This is a genomic window from Sphingobium phenoxybenzoativorans (assembly GCF_018286635.1).
In the GTDB taxonomy this organism is placed as follows: Bacteria; Pseudomonadota; Alphaproteobacteria; order Sphingomonadales; family Sphingomonadaceae; genus Sphingobium; species Sphingobium phenoxybenzoativorans.
This window is the reverse complement of record NZ_CP073910.1, coordinates 2,398,030-2,421,982: the sequence shown is the minus strand read 5'-3', so window position 1 is coordinate 2,421,982 and position 23,953 is coordinate 2,398,030. Positions and strand designations below refer to the sequence as shown.

Sequence of the window (23,953 nt, the reverse complement as noted above, 5' to 3'; positions counted from 1 at the left end):
TCATGACGGGGGGCAATCCGGACGAAAGTAGCAAAAGCGGGGTCGCGCATGTCGGCGCGGGCCATCGCGAACGGTTGCGCACGCGGCTGCGCGAAGGCGGCGGCGACGCTTTGCTGGACCATGAGCTGATCGAATATCTGCTGGCGCTGGCGATACCGCGCAGGGACACGAAGCCGCTTGCCCGGCTGCTGCTGAGCGAATTTGGCGGCATAGAGGGCGTGCTGACGGCGGATTGGGCAGCGCTGGAGCGGGTGCCGGGCATGGGCGAAACCAGCGTGGCGGCGATCAAGGTGGCGCAGGCGGCTTCCCTGCGCCTGCTGCGCAACCGCGTCATTGAGCAGCCCGTGCTGGGAAGCTGGCAGGCGGTGCTGGATTATCTGCGCGCGGACATGGCCTGGCTGGGCGTGGAGCGAGTCCGGGTTCTGCATCTCAACAGCCGCAACATGTTGATCCGGGATGAAAAAATGTCGGACGGATCGATCGACCAGGCGGCGATCTACACCCGCGAAGTCATCAAGCGCGCAATGGAGCTTGGCTCCAGCTCCCTGATCCTGGTCCATAATCATCCGAGCGGCAATCCCGCGCCGAGCAGGCAGGACATTGAAATAACAAAGCATATCGCCGAAGCGGGCAAGCGCATGGGCATTTCCGTGCATGACCACATCATCATGGGCGCGGAAGGCCATAGCAGCATGCGGGCGCTGGGCCTCCTCTAGACTGGAAGCGGGAATGGAAAGCGGGCGGCCCGGCGCTTGGCCGGACCGCCCGCGATCGACCCGTGGGCGGGGTCCACACGGGCCGGGGGGACTGTTCAGGAGACTCAGGCGGGGGACGTCATTCAGGACGATCCGCCAGTTAGATATTTCACCAACTCTTCCTTGCTGACCGCGCCACTGCCGTCGGCGTCGGCCGAGGTGAAGGCGCCGCTGGCCCAGGCGCTGATCTCTGAGGCAGGCAGGGCCTTGCCCGTCGCCTTCATCTCCTGATCCTTCAGCGCGACCATCCATTTGATGAATTCGGGCTGCTCAAGCTGGCCGGACTGATTCGCGTCATAGGCGGGAAATTCGCTGTCGACGATCGACTGCACGGAGCTTGCGCCCTGGGACTGGTTGCCGGAGGCGGCATTATCCCCCTGCCGCGCCAACGCCGGGGACGCCGCAAACAGCGCCACGGCGCAGACCATCATGAACTTCATTCTTTTTATCTCCGGTTTTCAAACCGCTAGGGCGACCCATTTTTGGATGGGGTGTTGACAGATAGTATGTCCAGCAGGTGCATTCCGTTCCAGTAACGATTGCTGAACGGCATCGTTCCAGCGCGGGAAATCGTCGTTTCACCGGCGTCTGCAGGCGTTTTTGCGACCAGTTGCAGGATGCGGCCATTTCCGATCCGATTTGCCGCGCGGGATCAGCGCTGCTACGCGCCGCCCATCCCATTTTCTGACAGGATTCGACCCCCATGGTTCCGCGTTACTCCCGCCCTGAAATGACCGCGATCTGGGAACCGGAGGCGCGATTCCGCATCTGGTTCGAGATTGAGGCGCATGCGACCGAGGCGCTGGCCGATCTGGGCGTCGTGCCAAAGGAAGCGGCCAAGGCGCTGTGGGACTGGTGGGCGACCAACCCGGCCATCGATGTCCCCGCCATCGACGCGATCGAGGCGGTGACGAAGCATGACGTGATCGCTTTCCTGACCTGGGTCGCGGAAAATGTCGGCGACGAGGCGCGCTTCATGCATCAGGGCATGACCAGTTCCGACGTGCTCGACACCTGCCTGGCCGTGCAGCTCGCCCGCGCGTCCGACATATTGATCGCCGATCTCGACAAGCTGCTGGAGGTCATCAAGCGGCGCGCGTTCGAGCATAAGCTGACCCCGACCATCGGCCGCAGCCATGGCATTCATGCAGAGCCGGTGACGTTCGGCCTGAAGATGGCGGAAGCCTATGCGGAATTTTCCCGCTGCCGGGCGCGGCTCGTCGCGGCGCGGGCGGAGGTTGCGACCTGCGCCATTTCCGGGGCGGTCGGCACTTTCGCCAATATCGACCCGCGCGTCGAGGAATATGTCGCCGGCAAGCTGGGCCTGGCGGTGGAGCCGGTATCGACGCAGGTCATTCCGCGCGACCGGCATGCGATGTTCTTCGCGACGCTGGGCGTCATTGCTTCGTCCATCGAGCGGCTGGCCGTGGAAGTGCGCCATCTGCAGCGCACCGAAGTCCTTGAGGCGGAAGAATATTTCTCGCCGGGGCAGAAAGGTTCATCGGCGATGCCGCACAAGCGGAACCCGGTGCTGACCGAGAATCTGACCGGCCTCGCCCGCATGGTCCGCTCCTACGCCCTGCCGGCCATGGAGAATGTGGCGCTGTGGCATGAACGCGATATCAGCCATTCCTCGGTCGAGCGCTATATCGGCCCGGATGCGACGATCACCCTCGACTTCGCGCTCGGCCGCCTGACCGGCGTGATCGACAAGCTGCTCGTCTATCCCGAACGGATGATGAAGAATCTCGACAAGATGGGCGGTCTTGTTCACTCGCAGCGCGTTCTGCTGGCGCTGACGCAGGCGGGCGTCAGCCGTGAGGACAGCTATCGCTATGTTCAGCGCAACGCCATGAAGGTGTGGGAATCCGATGGCGCATTGTCGCTGCTGAACCTGCTGAAAGAGGATGAGGACGTGAGGGCGGCCCTTTCCGCGCAGGAGATCGAGGAGAAGTTTAACCTCGATTATCACTTCAAGCAGGTGGATACGATCTTAACGCGGGTGTTCGGCTGAGGAACAGCGCTTGGCAAATATGACCGTGACGGGGTGGAACGGCCCGGAAATTTCCCTTAAGCTTGCGATGAAGCAACTGTGGAAGGGGATGGAATGCAGTTCCTGAGAACCGCTTTGTGGGTCGTGCTTGCCGTCGCCCTGGCCCTGTTCTGCAAGGCGAACTGGGTTTCTGTATCCGTGAAACTGTGGGGCGACATGGTGGCCGACACACGGTTGCCGGTTCTGGTCGTCGGCGCGTTCCTGCTGGGCGCGGTGCCCTTCTGGATCATGGCGCGGGCGACGCGGTGGCGGATGAAGCGGCGGCTGGACGCGACGGAGCGCGCTCTGGCCAGCGCCACCGCAGCGGCGGCGCCCCCGCCCCAGACCGGCATGAGCCTCCCTAATTCCACCGACCCCCTCCTCGACAAATCCCCCCTGACCCCGGCAAGCGAAGCATGACCAGCCCAATCTATGTCGCCATCGATACGCCCCACCTGCGCAAGGCGCAGACGCTGGCGCAGCGCGTGCGCGGCCATGTGGGAGGATTGAAGCTGGGCCTGGAATTCTTCTGCGCCAATGGCCATCACGGCGTGCATGAAATGACGAAGTTCGGCCTGCCGATCTTCCTGGACCTGAAACTGCACGACATCCCCAACACCGTCGCCAAGGCCGTGCAGGCGCTGCATGTGCTGGAGCCGGCGATCCTGACTGTCCATGCCGCGGGCGGACGGGCGATGCTGGAGGACGCCAAGGCCGCCGCCGGGCTGAACACGAAAGTCGTGGCGGTCACCGTGCTGACCAGCCTGGATGACAGCGACCTGATCGACATTGGCGTTGGCGGCGCGGCGATCGATCAGGTGGAGCGGCTTGCCGATCTCGCCCGCGCGTCCGGCCTGGACGGCATCGTCTGTTCCGGCGAGGAAGTGGCCGCCGCGCGCAAGGCGTGGCCGGACGGCTTTTTCGTAGTCCCTGGCGTCCGCCCCAGCGGCGGCGCGATGGGCGACCAGAAGCGCGCCGTCACGCCGCGCGAAGCGCTGGACCGGGGCGCATCGATCCTGGTGGTGGGCCGGCCGATCAGCCTGGCCGCCAATCCGGATATCGCCGCGCGCGAGATAGAAGCGACGCTTTAGGGCGCGATCAGAAGGACATTTGCGCTCCTGCGGATGCAGACGGCTGGCCCTAACGTCTGAACTGTGCTGCCGCCTTCGCAGGAGCACTCGCGTTCCTAAGCCTTAGATGCGGCGCAGAGTTCTCAGCACACATCCGCTTCCGCCACCACCGGGCGGCTTTCGCGCGTGGCGCGCATGCGGCTGACCGGATCGTCGGGATCGGACGTCAGCACGACATGATCGTCATGCACCTCCATCAGCACGCCCATGAAGGGAAAATCGGCAAGGCTGCCGGTCACGCGATAGCTGACCGTATCGCCGACCTTGAAGGTCGCGGGGTCGAAATTAAATTCGAACGGGCAATTTTCGCCGCTGCCATTGTCCATATCCTGTCTCCTTTGCATGCAATCTATGGGATGGCGGACGACTTTCAAGAGCATTTCTGCGGCGGATGCGACGGCGGTTTCCTGCCGGGCCAGTAGCGTCTAGACGAGCCGCCATGTCCCGAATCGCGATCAAGATTTGCGGCCTCTCGACGCCGGAGACAGTCGAGGCAGCGCTGAAAGGCGGGGCGAGCCATGTCGGTTTCGTGCATTTCGCCAAAAGCCCCCGGCATCTGGAGATAGACCGGCTGGCGGCGCTTGCCCGGCGCGCGCCCGATCATGTCGGCCGGGTGGCGGTGCTGGTGCAGCCGGACGACGCATTGCTCGCCGCCATCGCGCCGCATGTCGATATCGTGCAACTGCATGGCGATGAGACGCCGGAGCGCGCCGCAGCCATCCGCGCGCGGTTCGGCAGGACGCTATGGAAGGCGATCCCGGTAAAGACGCGGGCCGACCTAGCCGCCGGATCGGCCTATGCCGGCGCGGTGGACATGCTGCTCTATGACGCAAAGACCCCTAAGGGCGCCGACCTGCCGGGCGGAATGGGTCTGCGATTCGACTGGGACCTGCTTGCCGGGTTCCGGCCGCCCGCCCCCTGGGGGCTTTCCGGCGGGCTGGACGCCGACAATGTGGCGGAGGCGATCCGCATCACGGGCGCGCCGCTGGTCGATGTGTCTTCGGGCGTCGAAAGCGCGCCGGGCATCAAGGATGTGGACAAGATCGCCGCCTTCTGCAATGCGGTTTCGACATGTTGACGCAGGCCGCCACGATCATACGCACGGGCACGCGCATCTGGACACGATGGCGCTGATCGCTTCCCCTTTACCGAAGCGAACAGTTTTCCATGTCTAGTGAGATTGAAGCGACCATGACCGATACCATCACCTTGCCCAACAGCCTGCGAAGCCAACCGGACGAACGCGGCCATTTCGGCGCTTTCGGCGGACGTTATGTCGCCGAGACGCTGATGCCCCTGATCCTCGACCTGGAGAAAGAATATCGGGCGGCCAAGGCCGATCCCGCTTTCGAGGAAGAATTTCAGACGCTGCTTAAGCATTATGTCGGGCGGCCAAACCCGCTTTATTATGCAGGGCGGCTGACCGAGGCGCTGAGAAAGAATGCGCCGGCGGGCAAAGGCGCGAAAATCTACCTGAAGCGCGAGGAATTGAACCACACGGGCGCGCACAAGATCAATAACTGCATCGGCCAGATCCTGCTCGCCAAGCGGATGGGCAAGACGAAGATCATCGCGGAAACGGGGGCGGGCCAGCATGGCGTGGCGACGGCGACGGTGGCGGCGCTTTTCGGCCTGCCCTGCACCATCTTCATGGGCGCGAAGGATGTCGAGCGGCAGAAGCCCAACGTCTTTCGCATGAAGCTGCTCGGCGCGGAGGTGCATGCCGTCACTTCGGGATCGCAGACGTTGAAGGATGCGATGAACGACGCCCTGCGCCACTGGGTGTCGAACGTGCATGACACATTCTACATTATCGGCACGGCGGCCGGACCCCACCCCTATCCTGAGCTGGTTCGCGATTTTCAGTCGGTCATCGGCAAGGAAATCCGCGCGCAGATGCTGGAGGCGGAGGGCCGCCTGCCCGACATGCTGATCGCGCCGGTCGGCGGCGGGTCCAACGCCATCGGCATGTTCCATCCTTTCCTGGACGACAGCGACGTCGCCATGGTCGGCGTCGAAGCGGCCGGCGAAGGGCTGGACGGCAAGCATGCCGCGAGCCTGGCGGGCGGCGCATCCGGCATATTGCACGGCAACCGCACCTATCTGCTGCAGGATGAGGATGGGCAGATCACCGAGGCGCACAGCATTTCGGCGGGTCTCGACTATCCGGGCATCGGGCCGGAGCATAGCTGGCTGCATGAGATCGGCCGGGTCGATTATGTGCCTGTGACCGACAAGGAGGCGCTGGCCAGTTTCCAGAAGCTCTCCTCGCTGGAGGGCATCATCCCAGCGCTGGAATCGGCGCATGCCGTGGCGGCGGCGGAGAGGATCGCGCCGACGCTGGATGCGGACAAGATCGTGGTGGTCAACCTTTCCGGGCGGGGCGACAAGGACATCTTCACCGTCGCAGAGGCGCTGGAGGTCGAGATATGACGGACCGTTTTGCGCAAAGGTTCGCGGCGTGCCGCGATCAGGGGCGATCGGCGCTCATCACCTTCGTCACGGCGGGCGACCCGACAGCCGCCGACAGCGCCGCCATATTGGATGCGCTTGTCGAGGGCGGCGCGGACATTATCGAGCTGGGCATGCCCTTTACCGATCCGATGGCCGATGGACCGGCGATCGAGCTGGCCAATCTGCGCAGCCTGGGATCGGGCACGACGACCGCCGATATCCTGGCCATCGCCACGGCGTTTCGCGGGCGGCACCCGGATATCCCGCTGGTGCTGATGGGATACGCCAACCCAATGCTGGCGCGCGGCGCGGACTGGTTCGCGACGCAGGCCGAGGCGGCGGGCGTCGATGGCGTGATATGCGTCGACATCCCGCCGGAGGAGGACCGGGAGATCGGCCCCGCCCTGCGCGCGGCCGGGATCGACCTGATCCGCCTCGCGACGCCGACCACCGATGCGGCGCGGCTGACCGCCGTTCTGGATGGCGCGGGCGGGTTCCTCTATCATGTTTCGGTCGCGGGCATCACCGGCAAGCAGCAGGCGCAGCTTACCCACATAGAACATGCCGTCGCGAAACTGAAGGCGGCGACCGACCTGCCCGTGGCGGTGGGCTTTGGCGTACGCACGCCGGAGCAGGCGGCCGCCATCGGGCGCGTGGCCGACGGCGTTGTCGTCGGGTCCGCGATCGTCGATATTGTGGGTTCGCATGGAGACAAGGCGGCGCCCTTCGTGCGCGACTTCGTCGCCTCGCTGCGCGCCGCCATGACAGCAAGGGAGCATGCCGCATGAGCTGGCTGAACCGGGTTCGCAACGCCATTCCGTTCATCGCCAAGCGCGAGACGGCCGATAACCTCTGGCATAAATGCAGCGGTTGCAACCAGATGGTGTTCACCAAGGAGTGGGAGGATAATCTGTCCGTCTGCCCGAAGTGCGACCATCATGGCCGGATCGGCCCGAAGGACCGTTTCGCGCAGATACTGGATGCGGGCAGCGCGGTCATCCTGCCGACGCCGGTGGTGAAGGAAGACCCCCTCAAATTCCGCGATTCCAAAAAATATACCGACCGGATCAAGGCGGCGCGCTCCTCCACCGGAGAAACCGATGCGCTGATCAATGCGCGCGGGACGATCGAGGGTTCGCCCGTCATCATGGGCGTGCAGGATTTCGCCTATATGGGCGGGTCGATGGGCATGGGCGTGGGCGCAGCCTTCGTCCAGGGCGTGGAGGAGGCGATTGCCCGCCGCGCGCCTTACCTGATCTTCACCGCCGCGGGCGGCGCGCGGATGCAGGAGGGAATCCTCTCCCTGATGCAGATGCCGCGCGCCACCGTGGCGATCCGCAAGCTGCACGATGCCGGACTGCCCTATATCGTCGTGCTGACCGATCCCACGACCGGCGGCGTCACGGCCAGCTATGCGATGCTGGGCGACGTGCAGATCGCCGAACCGAACGCCCTGATCGGCTTTGCCGGGCAGCGGGTGATCGAGAATACGATCCGCGAAAAGCTGCCCGAAGGGTTCCAGCGGGCCGAATATCTGCTGGAGCATGGCATGCTGGACATGGTGGTGCACCGGCATGAGCTGAAGGCGAAGCTGGCGCAGGTTATCGGCTACCTGACGACCAGGGCGGCCGCCTGACCTTCAGAGTTCGACCATAGCCAGCGGCAAGGACGCCATGCCAGACCACGCCGTTTCATCCGACCCCGCCGTGCAGGCGCAGCTCGACCGGCTGGCGATGCTGTCGCCGGGCGCAGACATATTGGGTCTGGAGCGCATAACGTCCCTGCTGGACAGGCTGGGCGATCCGCACCTGGCCCTGCCGCCGATATTCCATGTCGCGGGAACGAACGGCAAGGGATCGACCTGCGCCTTTCTTCGCGCGGCTCTGGAGGCGGATGGCAAGAGCGTCCATGTGTTCACCTCGCCCCATCTGGTCCGGTTCAACGAGCGCATCCGCATAAATGGCGGGCTGATCTCCGACGAACTGCTGGCGGCCTATCTGGAGCGGGTGCTGGATGTGGCCGAGGGGATCGGCGCGAGCTTCTTCGAGGTGACGACCGCGGCGATGTTCCTGGCCTTTGCCGAACATCGGGCGGACGCCTGTATTTTGGAGGTCGGGCTTGGCGGGCGGCTGGACGCGACCAACGTCATTGCTTCGCCGGCCGCATGCGGCATCGCGCAGCTTGGCATCGATCATCAAAGCTTTCTGGGCGACACGCTGGCGGAGATCGCCGGGGAAAAGGCCGGGATCGCGAAGGCCGGGACGCCCGTCGTCACCATGCGCTATCCCGCCGCGATCGCTTCGGTCGTCGAGCGCGCGGTTGGCGACCGAGGCGGTTTGTGGCGGCCCATGGGGTCGGACTGGGACGCTGCGGTCTATCGCCAGCGGCTGCACTATCGGGACAGCGAGGGGCGGATCGACCTGCCGCTGCCGCGCCTGTCCGGTCCGCATCAGCCCATGAACGCCGCGCTGGCGACAGCGATGCTCCGCCATCAACAGGTCGTGCCGGTAAGCGAGTCGGCATTGAAGGCGGCGCCCTTATGGGCGCACTGGCCCGCCAGACTGCAGCGGCTGGAGGATGGCCCCCTCCTCGCGCCGCTTGGGCCGGAAAGCATCGTCTGGCTGGACGGCGGGCATAATGCCTCGGCCGGAGAAGTGTTGGGCCAATATTTCGACGACGAGCGGCTGAACGGCCGGAAGCTGCACCTGGTGGCGGGCATGCTGGCGAACAAGGATATCGAAGCCTTCCTTGCGCCGCTTGAAGGGAAAGTCGCGCATATTCATGGACTTCCCGTAGAGGGGCATGCGCATCATCCCCCTGCCCGCTTCGCCGGGATCGCCGGGAAATGGGGCGTTCCGTTTACCGCGCATGCGGATGCGGCCGCCGCCATCGGCGCGATCGGCGCGCAGGACCGGTCCGCCGCCATCCTGATTGCAGGCTCGCTCTACCTGGCCGGAGACGTGCTTAAGGCGAACCGGCAATCGCCAGATTGAATTTAATTGCGATTGACTCGCAATAGCTGCATGATATGCCTCTGTCAGGAGATTGGAGGCACGGCATGCGCAACCCAGAAATCACGCACAAAATGACGGACAAGGCCCTGCCGGAGGACCGGGGGAACCGGCTGTTCCTGTTCGCGGTGCGGCGCATGGCGATGGCGGGCGTCAACGACGCGCACGCCGCCAACGCCCTGCTCGGCACGTTCGGCAAAAGCTATCGCAGACCGCTGGTGCTGTTGCGGGCGATGATGCTGGAGATGGCGCGGGCGTCGAGCCGCAAGATCATGGTCGCGCCCTGCTGCTGCTCCAAGATGACCGGCGATGAGGCGCTGCTGATGCAGGCGGTGTCGGAAGGTCTGAGCGATCCGCATGCCGCCTATGAGCGCGTGTCGGAGCTTCTGGCTTCCGACGCAGCGCTAGGCGCGCTGACATGCGTTCAGGCGGTGGCGCAGTCCTTCGCCGATCTGGGCCGGCCGATGGAATTTTACACGGCCGTCTGACCGGCGGGTTCCTCCACGCCAGCCTCGCCTATGCTCTGGTCGATGAGGCCGGAGCGGAGGAGGAACCAGTAGAGCAACACGCCCGGCAGCGCGAAGGCGGTGGTCAGCAAATAGAAGTCGACATAGCCGAACCGCTCGATCAGCGACCCCGCCGTGGTTCCGGTCAGGAAGCGCCCGACAATCGCCGCCGCGGCGGAGAGCAGCGCGAACTGCGTGGCGGTGAAGCGCAGGTTGCAGAGCGCGGACAGATAGGCGACCACGGTGACGCCGCCGATGCCGCTGGCGAAATTCTCAAAACCGATGGTCCAGGCAAGCATGGGCATGGAGTGGCCCACCGCCGCCAGCCCGGCGAAGCTGAGGTTCGATACGGCCATCAGGATCAGGCTGACCATCACCGACCGCTTCATGCCCAGGCGCGCATAGATGATGCCGCCGACGAAGATGCCGGCCAGCAGCGCAAAGAAGCCGACCCATACGTCGCCCCACAGGATTTCCGGCTTGGTGAAGCCAAGCTGCACGAGAAGGTCGCGGATCATGAGGTTCGCCATCGTGTCGCCGATCTTGTGGATCAGCACGAACAGCAGGACGAGAATGGCGCCCTTGCGCTTGAAGAAGTCGACGAGGGGGCCGTAAAAGGCGGCGAGCGCTTCGCCCGCGCTGCGCAGGGGTTTCGGCTCATGATGACGGGCGGGTTCGCCCGCGAAGATCGATGCGATGGGTCCGGCGAAGGCCAGCGGCATGCAGGCGATATAGCCCCAGGTCCAGTTGGAGATGCTGGCGACGGCGAGCGCGATGGTGGCGGCGAAGAAGGCCCCCAGCCGCCACCCATATTGCGACATGCCCGAACCGACACCGAGCTGTTCCGGCGCGAGCAGTTCGATGCGGTAGGCGTCGATCACAATGTCGAACGTCGCGCCCGCAAAGCCCAGCAGCAGCGCGCCGACGACAACGGCCTGCAATCCGGTGAGCGGGTCGGCAACGCCCAGCACGAACACCGCGATGGCCGTGGCGGTGCCGCAGAGCCAGAGCCAGGAACGGCGCTGACCCAGAGCGCTGGACAGGAGAGGCAGGCGGAACCGGTCGATAAGCGGCGCCCATGCCCATTTGAAGCTGTAGACGAGAAGCGCGAGAGCAAAGGCCGAGATCGATTTCTTCTCGATCCCGGCGTCGGCCAGACGATTGGTCAGCGTCGCGGCGAGCAGCGCGAAGGGAAAGCCCGAAGAAATGCCCAGAAACAGCGCCGTAAGCGGGGCGCGCTCGGCATAGGGGCGGATCGATTGCGGCAGGCTGGCGCGCCAGCCTTTTGCCTGTTCAGCATTTTCCATCTGCGGCCCCTGCCCCTTTTTGAACGTCGCGCCGCTGACAATGCGGGGGCCGGGCCGATGACGCAAGGGGATGTGACGTCATTCCGTCACGCGGGCCGCTCCCCCGCCCGATTTACGCCGGTTTTTCAGGCGGCGTTGCCATCCATCCGGCGTTCGAAAAGGCTGAGGCCGCGCGGCAGGCGCGGGACCTTCGCACCGCGCATGATGGCGTCCACAACCTCTATCGCAGAGAGGAGATCGCGCTGGGAATAGGGCTTGGCGAGGCAGCCATAGGCCAGATGGCGGGCATCCGCCGGGCAGGAGCCGGTGACGAACAACACGGCGATGCCTCGCCGGTGCGCCTCCGTGGCGACGGCGATGCCGTCCCGGTTCCCCGAAAGATTGACATCGGCGATCACCAGATCGATCACCTGCGAAGCAAGAACGGACTGCGCATGGCCAAGGCTGTCGACCGTATCGACGACCACATAGCCCGCATGGGTGAGGAAATGCTCATTGTCGAACGCGACCAGAGGCTCATCCTCAACCACCAGTATCTGGTGGACAACCCGCCGGTCTTTCCCAAAAAACATTGCCGTTCCGCCCTGTTTACGCCATCACCGCCTTAACGCGGCATATCTTGTATCGGTTTCAATTGGTTAGCGGACTCGCCGCCGAGTCTGCACCCTTTGTCCAATATTACACGCCGTTTTACCCCGGCGAAAGGAAGCTGTTCGTGCAACCCCCTCAGAAAAAATCACCGGGGAAAGGCCCACGGCCGGGGCCTCGCACGGCCGCGCGGCCCAAGTTTGGGGAAAAACCGGCGGGCGGCTTCCCCAAAACGCCAAGGCCGGCGTCCTCCAAGCCCAAGACGAACAAAGCGGCGTCACCCGCCAACCCGCATCCAGCCCGCGCCAAGGCCGCCGATGCCGGCGGCAAGGAGCCGCAGCGCATCGCCAAGCTGCTGGCGCGCGCGGGGGTCGCGTCGCGGCGGGAGATAGAGCGGATGATCGAGGAAGGACGGATAGCGCTGAATGGCGATGTCCTCACGACCCCTGCTACCCTTCTGAACTCGCTGCATGGCGTGACCGTGGATGGAAAGGCGATCGGCGCGACCGCCCCGGCCCGGCTGTTCCTGTTCCACAAGCCGAGCGGCTGCCTGACCACGGAACGCGATCCGCGCGGGCGGCCCACCATCTATGACCGGTTGCCTACGGATCTTCCCCGCGTGATGCCGATCGGCCGGCTGGATATGACCACGGAGGGTCTGCTGCTGCTGACCAATGATGGCGAGTTCAAGCGGCAGATGGAGCTGCCCTCGACCGGCATTCCCCGCACCTATCGCGCCCGCGCATTCGGCGAGGTGAGCCAGACGCAGTTGGAGGAGCTGATGATGGGCGTGGAGATTGACGGCATGCGTTATGGCCAGATCGACGCCAATCTGGAACGCAGCACGGGCCACAATAAATGGATCGAACTGACGTTGAAGGAAGGCAAGAACCGGGAGGTGCGCCGCGTGCTGGAGCATCTCGGCCTTCAGGTCAGCCGGTTGATCCGCACGAAATATGGTCCGTTTGAACTGGGAGAACTGGCATCCGGCGCAGTGACGGAAGTGCGGCAGCATGACCTGGTGGTTTTCCGCAAGGGACTGAAATGAAGATCATTTCTGGGCGTATGAGGGGACCGAAATGAGGATCATTTCCGGGCGTATGAGGGGGCCGAAATGAGGATCATTTCTGGCCAGTGGCGCGGGCGTCCCCTGGTTGCGCCGAAGGGCGAGGCGACGCGGCCGACGGCGGACAGGACGCGCGAGGCGCTGTTTTCCATGCTGACGAGCAGGCTGGGAAGTTTCGAGGGGCTGGCCGTCGCCGATCTGTTCGCCGGATCGGGGGCATTGGGGCTGGAGGCGCTGTCGCGCGGCGCGGGCAGTTGCATATTCGTGGAACAGGACCGGGAGGCTGTGACGGCCCTGCGCGCCAATGCGGAGAAGCTGGGCATCCGGCCGGACCTGCGGCAGACGTCCGTCCTAGCGCTGGGCAGCGCGCCCGCGCCGCTCGACCTGGTGATGATGGACCCGCCCTATGGCACGGGCGCGGGCGCGGTGGCGCTGGACAAGCTGGCGCGGCTGGGCTGGATCGGCCCGGCATCCTGGGTCACGATAGAAACGGACCGGCGCGAGGAGATCGACGTCAAGGGCTTTGCGGCGGAGGCGGTGCGGGACATCGGCAAGGCGCGGCTGCATATTCTGCGTTCAGCCGGCGACTGAACAATAGCCGGTAACGGGATGATAAACAGGGGTCAGGTTCGACCGGAACCTGACCCCCGATTGCAAAACCCGGCGGATTATTTCCGCTTCTTCTTCATCTTCTTCGCTTCGCCGGGATTGATGCAGCTATCCTGCACCGTCTTGCTGCACAGCGGATAGTCGGCCTGCGCGGCTGGCGGCGGCGTGGCGTTGCCGCCCACCTCAACCGGATTGGCCGATGTGCCGACCGGGGCCGCCGGGTCCTTTGGCGCGCGAGGGTCAGCGGGCGTCATGCCAGTCGCGGGCGGCACTGCGCCTGTCGGCTGACCGGCGTTGGGATCGGCCGGGGGCGCTGGAGGGGGCGGCGCGGGCGTCTGGGTCTGCGGCATCTGCGCTGCGCCCATGTCATTGGTGGCGGGCGGAGGCGGCGGTGGTGCGGTCGTCGACGGATCACTGGCCGCTGGCGGTGGCGCGGGCGGCGTGGCCGGTTGGTCCTGCGCCACGGCGGCGGCGGATAGGCTGAGCGCGGCTGCGCCGATGAGAAGCCTTATTTTCATGGTTTTTCCTCTCTCTGGGTGTGATCCCCGTTGGTGGAGAGAAAACCGGAATCGTGACGCTTGCGTTCCCTTAACCACTATCCCGCGCGACCAGCCGTGCCGTAGCTGACGCAGACCGTTTACGCGCAATCAGCCAGGATAACGCTCAAACTTCGGCAGAGTATGCGCCTCGGCCATCCAACCGGCGGTTTCAGCCATCTGGATATGGCCGAAGGGCGGGAAAGCGTCGAGATCGTCCAGCGTGCTTGTCTGAACATCGATCTTTCCCTGAAAGATCGCCGTGCTTGTGTAGAACAGGCCAGTGCCGCATATGCCGCAAAAATGCCGGGTCGCATGTTCCGACGACTGATATTTGACCGGCGTCCCCGTGATCGTCACCTTATCCTCCGGGAACAGCGCCCAGCCGACCATCGGCGCGCCCGCGCTGCGCGTACAATCGCGGCAGTGGCAAAGCGCGCTATGCTCCGGCTGCCCCTCCACCGTGTAGCTGATCGCCCCGCACATGCACTGTCCCGTCGCCATGACAATCCTCCTGATATTGATTCGTGTTTTGTTCTCATAAAGCATAGCGCTGCGCAATGCCATCGGGCTTGCCCGATCGCTCACCGTTCCCTAATTGTTCAGCTATGACAGCGCCTTCCCTTACTCCCGACGAACCCGCCTATCTGCACGGTCTCAACGCGCCGCAGCGCGAGGCCGTGCTGACCACGGAGGGTCCGTTGCTGGTGCTTGCCGGCGCGGGCACGGGCAAGACCGCCGCGCTTACCGCCCGACTCGCGCATCTGGTGGCGACACGGCGCGCCTTCCCGTCCGAGATCCTGTCGGTCACCTTCACCAACAAGGCCGCGCGGGAGATGCGCGAGCGTGTCGGGCGGATGATCGGCCCGGCGGTGGAGGGCATGCCATGGCTCGGCACTTTCCATAGCGTGGGCGCGAAGATGCTGCGCCGTCATGCCGAACTGGTGGGTTTGCAGAGCAATTTCACCATCCTGGACACGGACGACCAGTTGCGCCTGCTCAAACAGCTTATCCAGGTGGAGAGCATCGACGAGAAGCGCTGGCCCGCGCGCCAATTGGGCGGGCTGATCGACCGGTGGAAGAACCGGGGCATGACGCCCGCCGAGGTCGATGCCGGCGAGAGCGAGCATTACGCCAATGGCAAGGGGCAGAAGCTTTATGCGGCCTATCAGGCGCGGTTGCTGGCGCTCAACGCCTGCGACTTTGGCGATCTGCTGCTTCATATGCTGACCCTGCTCAAGACCGACCGGGAGGTGCTGGCGCACTATCAACAGCGGTTCCGCTACATCATGGTGGACGAATATCAGGACACCAATAGCAGCCAGTATCTCTGGCTCCGCCTGCTGGCGCAGGAGCGCAAGAATATTTGCTGCGTGGGCGATGACGATCAGTCCATCTATAGCTGGCGCGGGGCGGAGGTCGCCAACATCCTGCGGTTCGAGAAGGATTTCCCCGGCGCGAAGATCGTGAAGCTGGAGCAGAATTACCGCTCCACGCCCCACATCCTGGCCGCCGCTTCGGGCGTGATCGCGGAGAATGGCGGGCGGCTGGGCAAGACCCTGTGGACCGACGAGGCGGAGGGTGAGAAGGTCCAGGTGCTGGGCGTGTGGGACGGACCGGAGGAAGCCCGGCGCGTCGGCGACGAGATTGAAAGCCATCAGCGCAATGGCGGCACGCTGGACGATGTCGCCATCCTTGTCCGCGCGCAGCACCAGACCCGCGAATTTGAGGACCGCTTCATCCAGATCGGCATGCCCTATCGCATAGTCGGCGGTTTTCGCTTCTACGAGCGGGCGGAAATCCGCGATGCGCTCGCCTATCTGCGGTTGGTGAACCAGCCCGCCGACGACCTGGCGTTCGAGCGGATCATCAACGTGCCCAAGCGCGGCCTGGGCGACAAGGCGGTGGAGAAGCTGCACCGGCTGGCGCGGGCGGAGGGCATCCCCCTCACCTTCGCCGCCGCGCGGATCATCGATACCGATGAACTGACGCCGCAAGCGCGGCGGGCGCTGGGCAATTTCGTCGGCGATCTGGCGCGCTGGCGGGACAAGGCGGCCCAGTTGCCGCATCCGGAGCTGGCGCGGCAGATATTGGACGAGAGCGGCTATACGACCGTCCTTCAGGCCGAGCGCACGGTTGAGGCGTCCGGCCGTCTCGAAAACCTCAACGAGCTTGTCCGCGCGATGGAGGAATATGAGACGCTGGGCGCCTTCCTGGAGCATGTCTCCCTCGTCATGGACAATGAGGCGCAGGCGGACGAGCGCAAGGTCACGATCATGACCATCCACGCCGCCAAGGGGCTGGAGTTCGACACGGTGTTCCTGGCCGGATGGGAGGAAGGCATATTCCCTTCCCAGCGCGCGCTGGACGAGGGCGGCCTGGCGTCGTTGGAGGAAGAACGGCGGCTGGCCTATGTCGCGATCACGCGGGCGCGGCGCAAATGCGTGATCCTGCACGCGGCGAACCGGCGCATTTACGGCCAGTGGACATCCTCCATCCCGTCACGCTTCGTGGGCGAATTGCCCAGGGCGCATGTGGATGAGGAAAGCAGCATGTCGGGCGGCGCATCGCTATGGCGCGCCAACTGGTCGGAACGCGCCGATCCCTTTGCCGATGTCGGGCGGGGCACCGGGCGCGGGCCGGGATGGCAGAGGGCGCAGCAGGCGGGCGCCTTTTCGCGGGAGCCGGTGCGGGTTGTGGAAGCGCGCGGGTCGGCAGTGTCGCTGGGCAATAAGGGCCGCGACGATATGAGCGTGGGACTGCGCGTGTTTCACCAGAAGTTTGGATACGGCACCGTTGCGGAGATTGAAGGCAACAAGCTGGAGATCGATTTCGAGACCGCCGGGCGGAAACGAGTGATGGACAGCTTCGTCAGTCCGGGCTGATGGCCGCACCGGCTGCGTTGCAGCGAAAGCCTTTGGCCTGATCCCGCGAGAGTGATATCATCCCCCGCGAACGCCCCCGCCATATTCCGGCCGGGGCCGACGAATATTTCTTGCAAGCGTCTTTGGGGGGATTGCGATGCGGAAAGTTCATGCAAGCCTGTTTGCCGTTGCGGCCTTCCTTTCCGGCAGTTTCGCCAGTGAAGCGCATTTCTCTCAGGCGGCGCTGACGGCGCTAGACCCGCTCCGCGCAGCCTCCTCGCTCTGTGGAAGCAGGAAGGGTCAGGCGGCGTTCCGCCAACGCCTTATGCTCGCGGCGTTGGCCGTGGAACCGGCGAGCGGCGTTTCGGCGCCCATGCCGCTTTATCCCGACCTGGGGGTATCGCGCTTTCCGGTAAGCACGGACAATGTGCAGGCGCGCGCCTATTTCAATCAGGGACTGATGCTGACCTACGGGTTCAACCATGCCGGGGCGGTGCGATCCTTTCGCGAGGCGCAGCGGATCGACCCCGGCTGCGCGCTTTGCTGGTGGGGCGAGGCGCTGGCGCTGGGACCGAACATCAATGCGGCGATGGACGAGCGGGACAAGGATATGGCGTTGGCCGCCATCGATCGCGCCAGGGGGCTGAGCGGAAAGGCGTCCCCGGCCGAACAGGCCCTGATCGCCGCGATGGCGCTGCGCTATTCCCGCGATCCGGGCGCGGAACGGGCGGCGCTGGACGGCGCCTATGCCGATGCGATGATCGACGTCGCAAAGCTTTACCCGGATCAGGATGACGTCGCCGTACTTGCGGCGGAGGCGGTGATGGACACCACGCCCTGGAATTATTGGGAGGCGGACAAGATAACGCCTGTCGGGCGGTCGGGCGAAGCGGTTCGCCTGATCGAACAGGTGCTGGCCCGCGATCCCGACCATGCCCAGGCGGCGCATCTCTACGTGCATCTGATGGAGAATAGCGGCGATCCGAAGCGGGCCGAAGCGGCGGCCGACCGGCTGAGCGCTGCTCCGGTGCCCAGCGCGGGGCATCTGGTCCATATGCCAGCGCATATCTATCAGCTTCGCGGCCGTTACGCCGACTCCATGCGGGTGAATGTCGCGGCGGCGCGGGCGGATGAAGCGTTCATCCGGGATACGGGCGACCGGGGCCTCGTCCGCTATGGCTATTACCCCCACAATATCCATTTCATCGTCATGTCAGCGCAGATGACCGGCGACATGCGAACCGCCGTGCGGGAGGCGCAGAGGCTGCGCACCGTTCTGGACCCCGCCACCTCGGCGAAGATCGCGTGGATACAGGCGATCGATGCAGCGCCCTTCCTGGCGATGGCGCAGTTCGCGCCGCCCAAGAAGATATTGGCGATGCCAGCACCCGACTCGCGGCTGCCCTATGCCACCGCCATGCGGCATTATGCCCGCGCCGTGGCCTATGCGCAGTTGCGGAACGGACGGGCATTCGATGCGGAGCTATCCGCTCTGGCGAAACTGCGCGCATCGGACGCCTTTGCGGACATGATTGCGCAGGGCGTTCCCGCACCGGACCTGCTGTCTCTGGCGGAAGCGGTGGCGCGCGGTCGCTTCGCGTTTGCGCAGGGGCGCTACGGGGAAGCGGCCGGCCATTATCGAGCAGCGATCGTGCTGGAAGGGAAAATCCCCTATCAGGAGCCGCCCTACTGGTATTATCCGGTGAGCCAGTCCCTGGGCGCGGCGCTGCTGCGTGACGGCAAGCCGCAGGAAGCGGCGCAGGCGTTCCGCACGGCGCTGGCGCAGACGCCCGCCAATGGCTGGGCGGTCTATGGCCTTGCAGAAGCGGAGAAGGCGCAGGGGCATGAACTGGAAGCAGCGGCGGCGCGGCAGTCCCTGCAAAAGCTATGGATGGGCGATCCGGGCTGGCTGCGTGTGGACCGGCTCTAGATAGTATTCTCCAAGGGCTTGCGCATCACCGCCAGAAAAAATGGCGGATCGAGAGGGATCGGGAAAGGCTTCATGTCTCCGGTCTCGATATAGCCGCGACGGGTATAATAAGCGATCAGCTCTGGCCGCTGCGACACGACCGACAATTCCATCGTCCTTGCGCCGAAACGGCGCATCGCCTCCCGCTCGGCCGTGGCGATGATATGCTTGCCAAGGCCGCCGCTCTGCCGCCCCGGCTGGACCGTCAGGAGGCCGAAATAGGCCGAGGTAGCGGAAAGCCGGGTCAGGTGGACGCAGCCGATTATCGCGGAGCCGTCCCGGAATAGCAGCAGCAGTTCATCGGGATTGCCCAGGATCGCTTCCAGGGCCTCCAGACTGGTTCTCGGCCCTTCCAGCAGGTCCGCCTCATGGGTCCAACCCGCCTTTGCGGTGTCTCCCCGATAGGCGCTTTCGATAAGCGCATGCACCTCCGGCAAGTCCGCCGTTGTCGCCGGACGCGCCTCAGGATGGTCCATGATCGCGGGGGTCAGGCCAGCGCCCCGTGACAATGCTTGTATTTCTTGCCCGACCTGCAGGGGCATGGCGCGTTGCGGCTGATTTCCCCAGTGGCGACCGTCTCCCCATTTTCCGGGACGGCAAGGCGCTGGGTCGGGATCATCGTCGTGATCGCGCCTTGCGATCCGGCATCGCTGTCATCGGTATTATCCATGCCGGTGAACGGATCGATATGGGTGGTGATGAAGTCCGGTAGGACCGGCAGCTCCGGCATGTCCATGGGTTCTTCCATGCGGAACTGCACGCGACCGATGGTCTGCGTCACATCCTCGCGGATGTTGGAAAGCATCCGCTCGAACAGGGCGAACGCCTCCTGCTTATACTCATTGATCGGCGTTTTCTGCGCATAGGCGCGCAGGTGGACGACCTGACGCAGAGCGTCGAGCGTGGAAAGATGCTCCTTCCAGTGATGGTCGAGGCTCTGCAGCAGAATGCTCTTTTCGACCATGTGCCAGTCGTTGGTCTCAATCTGAGTCATTTTCTCCGCGACATGCGCGTCGGCCATCGCGGCAAGCCGTTCCTCGATCATCTCCGGATCGACGGCGTCTTCGTTCAGCCAGGCCTGAAGGTCCGGCTCGATGCTTAGAATCTCGCGCGACTGCTCGGCAAGCGCGGCGATATTCCACTGTTCGGGATAGCTGCCCGGAGGGCATGCGGCGCCGACAATATCATTCACCGTCTCGATACGCATGTCGGCGACGACATCGTCCACGGTCTCCGCATCCATGATGTCGCTGCGCTGTTCGTAGATCACCTTGCGCTGATCATTCATCACGTCGTCATATTCGACGACCTGCTTGCGGATGTCGTAATTGCGCGCCTCAACCTTGCGCTGGGCGGTTTCGATCGCCTTGGACAGCCATTTGGAGCCGATAGCCTCGCCATCCTCCATATTCGCATTCATCATGCGGGCGAACAGCGTGTCCGGGCCGAAGATGCGCAGCAGGTCATCGTCCAGGCTGAGATAGAAGCGGGACAAGCCAGGGTCGCCCTGACGGCCCGACCGGCCACGAAGCTGATTGTCGATGCGGCGGCTTTCATGCCGCTCAGTGCCAAGCACGAACAGGCCGCCGGCGGCGAGCACCTCGGCCTTTTCGGCGTTGATTTCCGCGGCGATGCGCTCGACGGCCGCATCGCGTTCCGGCCCCTCCGCCATGCCGGCGAGTTCATCGTCGACGCGAAATTCCAGATTGCCGCCAAGCTGGATGTCCGTACCGCGGCCCGCCATGTTGGTGGCGATGGTGACGGCGCCCTTGCGGCCCGCCTGCGCAACGATATGCGCTTCGCGTTCGTGGAAGCGGGCGTTCAGCACCTCATGCGCGACGCCCTCCTCTTTCAGGAAGTCCGACAGCATTTCCGACTTCTCGATGGACACGGTGCCCACGAGAACCGGCTGGCCGGTCTTAGCCTTCTCACCAATCGCCTTGGCGATGGCGCGGAACTTGTCATTGGTGTTCTTGTAAAATTCGTCTTCCTCGTCGATCCGCTGCACCGCCTTGTTGGTGGGGATGGTGACCACGTTCATCTTGTAGATCTCGTGGAATTCGGTCGCTTCGGTCGCGGCCGTCCCGGTCATGCCCGACAGCTTCGGGTACATGCGGAAGTAATTCTGGAAGGTGATGGAGGCGAGCGTCTGGTTCTCCGGCTCGATATTCACGCCTTCCTTGGCCTCGACCGCCTGGTGCAGACCGTCCGACCAGCGGCGGCCGTCCATCATGCGGCCGGTGAACTCGTCAATGATGATGACCTTGCCGTCCTTGACGATATAGTCGATGTCGCGGCGGAACATCATGACGGCGCGCAGCGCCTGATTGACGTGGTGGACGACCTGGGTGTTCTCAAAATCGTAGAGATTGTCGCCTTCGAGCAGCCCGGCCGCTTCAAGCATGCGCTCGATCTTCTCGGTGCCGTCCTCCGTCAGCGTGATGTTCCGCTGCTTCTCATCCTTCTCATAATCGTCGTCGGTGAGCTGCTTCACGATGCCATCGACGGAGATATAGAGTTCCGACTTGTCGTCGGTCGGGCCGGAAATGATCAGCGGCGTGCGCGCTTCGTCGATCAGGATCGAGTCCACCTCATCGACGATGGCGTAGTTGAAGGGCCGCTGCACCATCTGGGCGCGGTCATATTTCATATTGTCGCGCAGATAGTCGAAGCCGAGTTCGTTGTTCGTCGCATAGGTAATGTCGGCGTTATACGCCTCGCGCCGCTCCTCCTCACGCATGTTCGGCACGATGACGCCGGTGGTGAGGCCGAGGAAGCGGTAGACCTGCCCCATCCAGTCGCAGTCGCGGCGGGCGAGATAGTCGTTCACGGTGACGACGTGAACGCCCTTCCCCTCCAGCGCGTTGAGATAGGTGGCGAGCGTCGCGACCAGCGTCTTGCCTTCGCCGGTGCGCATCTCTGCGATCTCGCCGCGATGCAGGACAATGCCGCCGATCATCTGCACGTCATAATGGCGCTGGCCAAGGGTGCGCTTGCCCGCCTCGCGGACGGTGGCGAAGGCTTCGGGCAGAAGGTCGTCCAGGGTTTCGCCGGCGGCAAGACGTTCGCGGAACTTCACCGTCTGCGCGACCAGATCCTCGTCGGACAGCGCGGAGATTGCAGGTTCGAAGGAGGCCACCTTATCGACCAGCTTGCCCAGCGATTTAACGTACCGCTCATTGGACGATCCGAAAATGGACTTGGCGAGTGCGCCGAACATGCAAATTCCTGACGATTGAGAAACACAGGGCGGCCCCTTCGGACCCTATGCGGATATGCGCCGCGATTTAGGATCGCACGGGGGGATAGTCAATTGACAGCGTTAATCGGGTAACTGCCAAACAATGCGGCGATGCATACTATATTCGGTCCGGTGGCCGCTTGCATCACGGGCGGGCGTGAAGCGGCCGCGCAATGTGATCGCATTGCAGGCCGCCTCGTCGAGTACCCGATGCCCGCTGCTGTTAACCGTATGGCAGTCCGTAACGCGCCCGCGCTTATCTACGGTCCAAACAATCGCGCTGGTCCCCTCCCACTGATTGCGCAGCGCCTCGGCTGGATAATCGTCAGAGGATATCCATGTGGCCATGCCTTCGCCAAATGGGGAAGGCACCGCTGGACCCGGCGCTATATCGTCCAGATCTTCGAAGAATACACCCACGACACGCTTTTTCCATTGCTGTGCGCCTTCGGTCTGGGCCGCGAGAACAATCATCAGGGAAACCAGGAGAATAGCCAGCAGGGCTGTGGCTGTTTCAACATATTTGCTCATTGCCGCCCCCTGTCGATGATCGCGCATTGCCTGTCCGGAGCTACGCTATGCCGTATCCTGCGCCAAAATCCAGCGATGGCGCGATGCGGGCGATTGACCCTCGCCCCATATCGGCTAATCCCCGCGCATGACCGAACGCTCACCCCTCGCCCCCGCCACATTCCCCGACCTCCCGGCCATTGCGGGCGTGACGCTCCGTGTCGCGAAGGCGCGATACAAGGCGTGGGACCGGTGCGACCTGACCTATGTGGAGCTGGACGCTGGCACGGCCGTCGCGGGCGTGACGACGCAGAGCAAATGCCCTTCCCCCGAAGTCGAATGGTGCCGGGACGCCTTTCCGCTGGGCAAGGCGCGGGCGCTGGTCGTCAATGCGGGCAACTCCAACGCCTTTACCGGCAATCGGGGGCGCGCGGCGGTGGAGGCGATCGCCGCGCGGGTCGCGAACCATCTGTCCTGCCTGCCGAGCGATGTGTTCATCTCCTCGACCGGCGTGATCGGCGTGCCGCTGCCCATCGACAAGGCCGAGGCCGGGTTGGACGCCGCCTTTGCCGCCAAGCCGTGCGGATGGGAAGACGCGGCCGCGACGATCATGACCACCGACACTTTCGCCAAGGCGGCGACGGCCAGCGCGGTGGTGGATGGCCGGACGGTCAATCTGGTTGGCATCATCAAGGGTTCGGGCATGATCGCGCCGGATATGGCGACGATGCTGGGCTATATCTTTACCGACGCAGCGGTGGAGCCTGGCTTCCTGCAGCAGATGCTTTCGGCGGCGAACCGGACAAGCTTCTCCTGCATCACGGTGGACAGCGATACGTCGACCAGCGACACAGTGCTCGCCTTTGCGACCGGCAAGGCGGGCAATGCGCCGCTGGCGTCCTTCGACAGTAGCGGGGCGGACGCTTTCGCCGCCGCCTTGTCGGATGTCTGCCGTCAGCTCGCGCATCTGGTCGTGCGCGATGGCGAAGGCGCGTCGAAATTCATCGCCGTGACGGTAGAGGGAGCGGAAAGCGACGCCAGCGCGCACAGGATCGCCCTGTCGATCGCCAACTCGCCTTTGGTCAAGACCGCCATAGCGGGCGAGGACGCCAATTGGGGCCGCGTCGTGATGGCGGTGGGCAAGGCGGGCGAACCGGCGGAACGCGACCGGCTGGCGATCCGGTTCGGCGCGACGCAGGTGGCGAAGGACGGCCTGGCAGTCGAGGGCTATGAAGAAGCCCCCGTCGCCGCCCATCTGAAAGGACAGGAGATCAGCGTCGGCGTCGACCTGGGCCTGGGCGACGGACGGGCGACGGTTTGGACCTGCGACCTGACGCACGGCTATATATCCATCAACGCCGATTACCGGAGCTGA

24 protein-coding genes are annotated in these 23,953 nt (G+C 64.3%); 15 read left to right on the top strand and 9 right to left on the bottom strand.

The window, feature by feature from the left end; translation table 11 throughout:
* Nucleotides 1-2: 2 nt before the first annotated feature.
* Nucleotides 3-716 carry a RadC family protein gene (gene radC / locus KFK14_RS11815; RefSeq protein WP_212607771.1) on the top strand — a complete coding sequence of 238 codons (714 nt, stop codon included), beginning with the start codon at nt 3-5 and terminating at the stop codon, nt 714-716.
* A 122-nt stretch (nt 717-838) separates the two neighbouring features.
* On the opposite strand, the gene KFK14_RS11810 is transcribed toward radC, so the two are convergent.
* The gene (locus KFK14_RS11810) at nt 839-1,195 is read right to left on the bottom strand and encodes an EF-hand domain-containing protein (RefSeq protein ID WP_070157291.1); all 357 of its coding nucleotides are present in this window, start codon (nt 1,193-1,195) and stop codon (nt 839-841) included.
* A 263-nt stretch (nt 1,196-1,458) separates the two neighbouring features.
* Between KFK14_RS11810 and purB the strand changes: the two genes are divergently transcribed.
* The 3 genes from purB (at nt 1,459) to pyrF (ending at nt 3,878) form a co-directional block, all read left to right on the top strand.
* Nucleotides 1,459-2,769 (top strand): adenylosuccinate lyase, encoded by a 1,311-nt coding sequence (purB, locus tag KFK14_RS11805; protein ID WP_212607770.1) that lies wholly within the window; start codon nt 1,459-1,461, stop codon nt 2,767-2,769.
* Nucleotides 2,770-2,862: 93 nt separating this feature from the next.
* Entirely contained in the window at nt 2,863-3,207 is a 345-nt protein-coding gene (locus KFK14_RS11800) for a lipopolysaccharide assembly protein LapA domain-containing protein (RefSeq protein ID WP_212607769.1), read from the top strand.
* On the top strand, nt 3,204-3,878 hold the full coding sequence (gene pyrF / locus KFK14_RS11795; RefSeq protein WP_212607768.1) for an orotidine-5'-phosphate decarboxylase: 675 nt from the start codon (nt 3,204-3,206) through the stop codon (nt 3,876-3,878). The genes KFK14_RS11800 and pyrF overlap by 4 nt, the downstream gene beginning before the upstream one ends.
* 122 nt (nt 3,879-4,000) lie before the next feature.
* On the opposite strand, the gene KFK14_RS11790 is transcribed toward pyrF, so the two are convergent.
* On the bottom strand, nt 4,001-4,243 hold the full coding sequence (locus KFK14_RS11790; protein ID WP_246524604.1) for a reeler domain-containing protein: 243 nt from the start codon (nt 4,241-4,243) through the stop codon (nt 4,001-4,003).
* A gap of 113 nt (nt 4,244-4,356) precedes the next feature.
* Here KFK14_RS11790 and KFK14_RS11785 point away from each other — a divergent pair, with 113 nt between their 5' ends.
* The 6 genes from KFK14_RS11785 to KFK14_RS11760 all read left to right on the top strand — a co-directional run bounded on the left by KFK14_RS11785 (nt 4,357) and on the right by KFK14_RS11760 (nt 9,870).
* Nucleotides 4,357-4,995, top strand: a complete 639-nt coding sequence (locus tag KFK14_RS11785) for a phosphoribosylanthranilate isomerase (protein WP_070157304.1) — start codon at nt 4,357-4,359, stop codon at nt 4,993-4,995.
* Nucleotides 4,996-5,108: 113 nt separating this feature from the next.
* The gene (trpB, locus tag KFK14_RS11780) at nt 5,109-6,350 is read left to right on the top strand and encodes a tryptophan synthase subunit beta (protein WP_070157307.1); all 1,242 of its coding nucleotides are present in this window, start codon (nt 5,109-5,111) and stop codon (nt 6,348-6,350) included.
* Complete coding sequence (gene trpA, locus KFK14_RS11775; protein ID WP_212607767.1) at nt 6,347-7,159, top strand: tryptophan synthase subunit alpha; 813 nt, start codon at nt 6,347-6,349, stop codon at nt 7,157-7,159. The genes trpB and trpA overlap by 4 nt, the downstream gene beginning before the upstream one ends.
* Entirely contained in the window at nt 7,156-8,007 is an 852-nt protein-coding gene (gene accD / locus KFK14_RS11770; protein WP_212610943.1) for an acetyl-CoA carboxylase, carboxyltransferase subunit beta, read from the top strand. Before trpA ends, accD begins: the two co-directional genes overlap by 4 nt.
* Nucleotides 8,008-8,044: 37 nt before the next feature.
* Entirely contained in the window at nt 8,045-9,364 is a 1,320-nt protein-coding gene (locus tag KFK14_RS11765) for a bifunctional folylpolyglutamate synthase/dihydrofolate synthase (protein WP_212610942.1), read from the top strand.
* A gap of 65 nt (nt 9,365-9,429) precedes the next feature.
* Nucleotides 9,430-9,870 (top strand): DUF6628 family protein, encoded by a 441-nt coding sequence (locus tag KFK14_RS11760; protein WP_212610941.1) that lies wholly within the window; start codon nt 9,430-9,432, stop codon nt 9,868-9,870.
* On the opposite strand, the gene KFK14_RS11755 is transcribed toward KFK14_RS11760, so the two are convergent.
* Both KFK14_RS11755 and KFK14_RS11750 read right to left on the bottom strand, forming a co-directional pair.
* Nucleotides 9,855-11,195 carry an AmpG family muropeptide MFS transporter gene (locus KFK14_RS11755; RefSeq protein WP_212610940.1) on the bottom strand — a complete coding sequence of 447 codons (1,341 nt, stop codon included), beginning with the start codon at nt 11,193-11,195 and terminating at the stop codon, nt 9,855-9,857. The two genes, KFK14_RS11760 and KFK14_RS11755, sit on opposite strands and share 16 nt — an antisense overlap.
* A 125-nt stretch (nt 11,196-11,320) precedes the next feature.
* A complete protein-coding gene (locus KFK14_RS11750) occupies nt 11,321-11,767 on the bottom strand; it encodes a response regulator (protein ID WP_212610939.1) in 447 nt (148 codons plus the stop codon).
* A 143-nt stretch (nt 11,768-11,910) separates the two neighbouring features.
* Between KFK14_RS11750 and KFK14_RS11745 the strand changes: the two genes are divergently transcribed.
* Nucleotides 11,911-12,831 carry a pseudouridine synthase gene (locus KFK14_RS11745; RefSeq protein WP_212610938.1) on the top strand — a complete coding sequence of 307 codons (921 nt, stop codon included), beginning with the start codon at nt 11,911-11,913 and terminating at the stop codon, nt 12,829-12,831.
* Nucleotides 12,832-12,897: 66 nt separating this feature from the next.
* The gene (gene rsmD, locus KFK14_RS11740) at nt 12,898-13,440 is read left to right on the top strand and encodes a 16S rRNA (guanine(966)-N(2))-methyltransferase RsmD (protein WP_212610937.1); all 543 of its coding nucleotides are present in this window, start codon (nt 12,898-12,900) and stop codon (nt 13,438-13,440) included.
* Nucleotides 13,441-13,517: 77 nt separating this feature from the next.
* On the opposite strand, the gene KFK14_RS11735 is transcribed toward rsmD, so the two are convergent.
* On the bottom strand, nt 13,518-13,976 hold the full coding sequence (locus tag KFK14_RS11735; RefSeq protein WP_212610936.1) for a Fe-S oxidoreductase: 459 nt from the start codon (nt 13,974-13,976) through the stop codon (nt 13,518-13,520).
* Between the two features lie 129 nt (nt 13,977-14,105).
* The gene (locus KFK14_RS11730; RefSeq protein ID WP_212610935.1) at nt 14,106-14,498 is read right to left on the bottom strand and encodes a GFA family protein; all 393 of its coding nucleotides are present in this window, start codon (nt 14,496-14,498) and stop codon (nt 14,106-14,108) included.
* A gap of 104 nt (nt 14,499-14,602) precedes the next feature.
* On the opposite strand from KFK14_RS11730, the gene KFK14_RS11725 reads away from it, so the two are divergent.
* Together KFK14_RS11725 and KFK14_RS11720 are read left to right on the top strand one after the other, a co-directional pair.
* The gene (locus KFK14_RS11725; RefSeq protein WP_212610934.1) at nt 14,603-16,879 is read left to right on the top strand and encodes an ATP-dependent helicase; all 2,277 of its coding nucleotides are present in this window, start codon (nt 14,603-14,605) and stop codon (nt 16,877-16,879) included.
* 136 nt (nt 16,880-17,015) lie between these two features.
* Nucleotides 17,016-18,788 carry a tetratricopeptide repeat protein gene (locus KFK14_RS11720; protein WP_212610933.1) on the top strand — a complete coding sequence of 591 codons (1,773 nt, stop codon included), beginning with the start codon at nt 17,016-17,018 and terminating at the stop codon, nt 18,786-18,788.
* Here KFK14_RS11720 and KFK14_RS11715 read toward each other — a convergent pair.
* The 3 genes from KFK14_RS11715 to KFK14_RS11705 all read right to left on the bottom strand — a co-directional run bounded on the left by KFK14_RS11715 (nt 18,785) and on the right by KFK14_RS11705 (nt 22,599).
* Nucleotides 18,785-19,336, bottom strand: coding sequence for a GNAT family N-acetyltransferase (locus tag KFK14_RS11715; protein WP_343227809.1), 552 nt, complete (start codon nt 19,334-19,336; stop codon nt 18,785-18,787). The two genes, KFK14_RS11720 and KFK14_RS11715, sit on opposite strands and share 4 nt — an antisense overlap.
* A complete protein-coding gene (gene secA, locus KFK14_RS11710) occupies nt 19,315-22,047 on the bottom strand; it encodes a preprotein translocase subunit SecA (RefSeq protein WP_212610932.1) in 2,733 nt (910 codons plus the stop codon). The genes KFK14_RS11715 and secA overlap by 22 nt, the downstream gene beginning before the upstream one ends.
* 102 nt (nt 22,048-22,149) lie before the next feature.
* Nucleotides 22,150-22,599 carry an energy transducer TonB gene (locus KFK14_RS11705; protein ID WP_212610931.1) on the bottom strand — a complete coding sequence of 150 codons (450 nt, stop codon included), beginning with the start codon at nt 22,597-22,599 and terminating at the stop codon, nt 22,150-22,152.
* 127 nt (nt 22,600-22,726) lie between these two features.
* Here KFK14_RS11705 and argJ point away from each other — a divergent pair, with 127 nt between their 5' ends.
* Nucleotides 22,727-23,953, top strand: a complete 1,227-nt coding sequence (gene argJ, locus KFK14_RS11700) for a bifunctional glutamate N-acetyltransferase/amino-acid acetyltransferase ArgJ (RefSeq protein ID WP_212610930.1) — start codon at nt 22,727-22,729, stop codon at nt 23,951-23,953.

What these genes read in the sequence shown, in the direction of transcription:
- radC (WP_212607771.1), top strand. Translation starts at nt 3, where the DNA reads ATGACGGGGGGCAATCCGGACGAAAGTAGCAAAAGCGGGGTCGCGCAT.
- KFK14_RS11810 (WP_070157291.1), bottom strand. Translation starts at nt 1,195, where the DNA reads ATGAAGTTCATGATGGTCTGCGCCGTGGCGCTGTTTGCGGCGTCCCCG.
- purB (WP_212607770.1), top strand. Translation starts at nt 1,459, where the DNA reads ATGGTTCCGCGTTACTCCCGCCCTGAAATGACCGCGATCTGGGAACCG.
- KFK14_RS11800 (WP_212607769.1), top strand. Translation starts at nt 2,863, where the DNA reads ATGCAGTTCCTGAGAACCGCTTTGTGGGTCGTGCTTGCCGTCGCCCTG.
- pyrF (WP_212607768.1), top strand. Translation starts at nt 3,204, where the DNA reads ATGACCAGCCCAATCTATGTCGCCATCGATACGCCCCACCTGCGCAAG.
- KFK14_RS11790 (WP_246524604.1), bottom strand. Translation starts at nt 4,243, where the DNA reads ATGGACAATGGCAGCGGCGAAAATTGCCCGTTCGAATTTAATTTCGAC.
- KFK14_RS11785 (WP_070157304.1), top strand. Translation starts at nt 4,357, where the DNA reads ATGTCCCGAATCGCGATCAAGATTTGCGGCCTCTCGACGCCGGAGACA.
- trpB (WP_070157307.1), top strand. Translation starts at nt 5,109, where the DNA reads ATGACCGATACCATCACCTTGCCCAACAGCCTGCGAAGCCAACCGGAC.
- trpA (WP_212607767.1), top strand. Translation starts at nt 6,347, where the DNA reads ATGACGGACCGTTTTGCGCAAAGGTTCGCGGCGTGCCGCGATCAGGGG.
- accD (WP_212610943.1), top strand. Translation starts at nt 7,156, where the DNA reads ATGAGCTGGCTGAACCGGGTTCGCAACGCCATTCCGTTCATCGCCAAG.
- KFK14_RS11765 (WP_212610942.1), top strand. Translation starts at nt 8,045, where the DNA reads ATGCCAGACCACGCCGTTTCATCCGACCCCGCCGTGCAGGCGCAGCTC.
- KFK14_RS11760 (WP_212610941.1), top strand. Translation starts at nt 9,430, where the DNA reads ATGCGCAACCCAGAAATCACGCACAAAATGACGGACAAGGCCCTGCCG.
- KFK14_RS11755 (WP_212610940.1), bottom strand. Translation starts at nt 11,195, where the DNA reads ATGGAAAATGCTGAACAGGCAAAAGGCTGGCGCGCCAGCCTGCCGCAA.
- KFK14_RS11750 (WP_212610939.1), bottom strand. Translation starts at nt 11,767, where the DNA reads ATGTTTTTTGGGAAAGACCGGCGGGTTGTCCACCAGATACTGGTGGTT.
- rsmD (WP_212610937.1), top strand. Translation starts at nt 12,898, where the DNA reads ATGAGGATCATTTCTGGCCAGTGGCGCGGGCGTCCCCTGGTTGCGCCG.
- KFK14_RS11735 (WP_212610936.1), bottom strand. Translation starts at nt 13,976, where the DNA reads ATGAAAATAAGGCTTCTCATCGGCGCAGCCGCGCTCAGCCTATCCGCC.
- KFK14_RS11730 (WP_212610935.1), bottom strand. Translation starts at nt 14,498, where the DNA reads ATGGCGACGGGACAGTGCATGTGCGGGGCGATCAGCTACACGGTGGAG.
- KFK14_RS11725 (WP_212610934.1), top strand. Translation starts at nt 14,603, where the DNA reads ATGACAGCGCCTTCCCTTACTCCCGACGAACCCGCCTATCTGCACGGT.
- KFK14_RS11720 (WP_212610933.1), top strand. Translation starts at nt 17,016, where the DNA reads ATGCGGAAAGTTCATGCAAGCCTGTTTGCCGTTGCGGCCTTCCTTTCC.
- secA (WP_212610932.1), bottom strand. Translation starts at nt 22,047, where the DNA reads ATGTTCGGCGCACTCGCCAAGTCCATTTTCGGATCGTCCAATGAGCGG.
- KFK14_RS11705 (WP_212610931.1), bottom strand. Translation starts at nt 22,599, where the DNA reads ATGAGCAAATATGTTGAAACAGCCACAGCCCTGCTGGCTATTCTCCTG.
- argJ (WP_212610930.1), top strand. Translation starts at nt 22,727, where the DNA reads ATGACCGAACGCTCACCCCTCGCCCCCGCCACATTCCCCGACCTCCCG.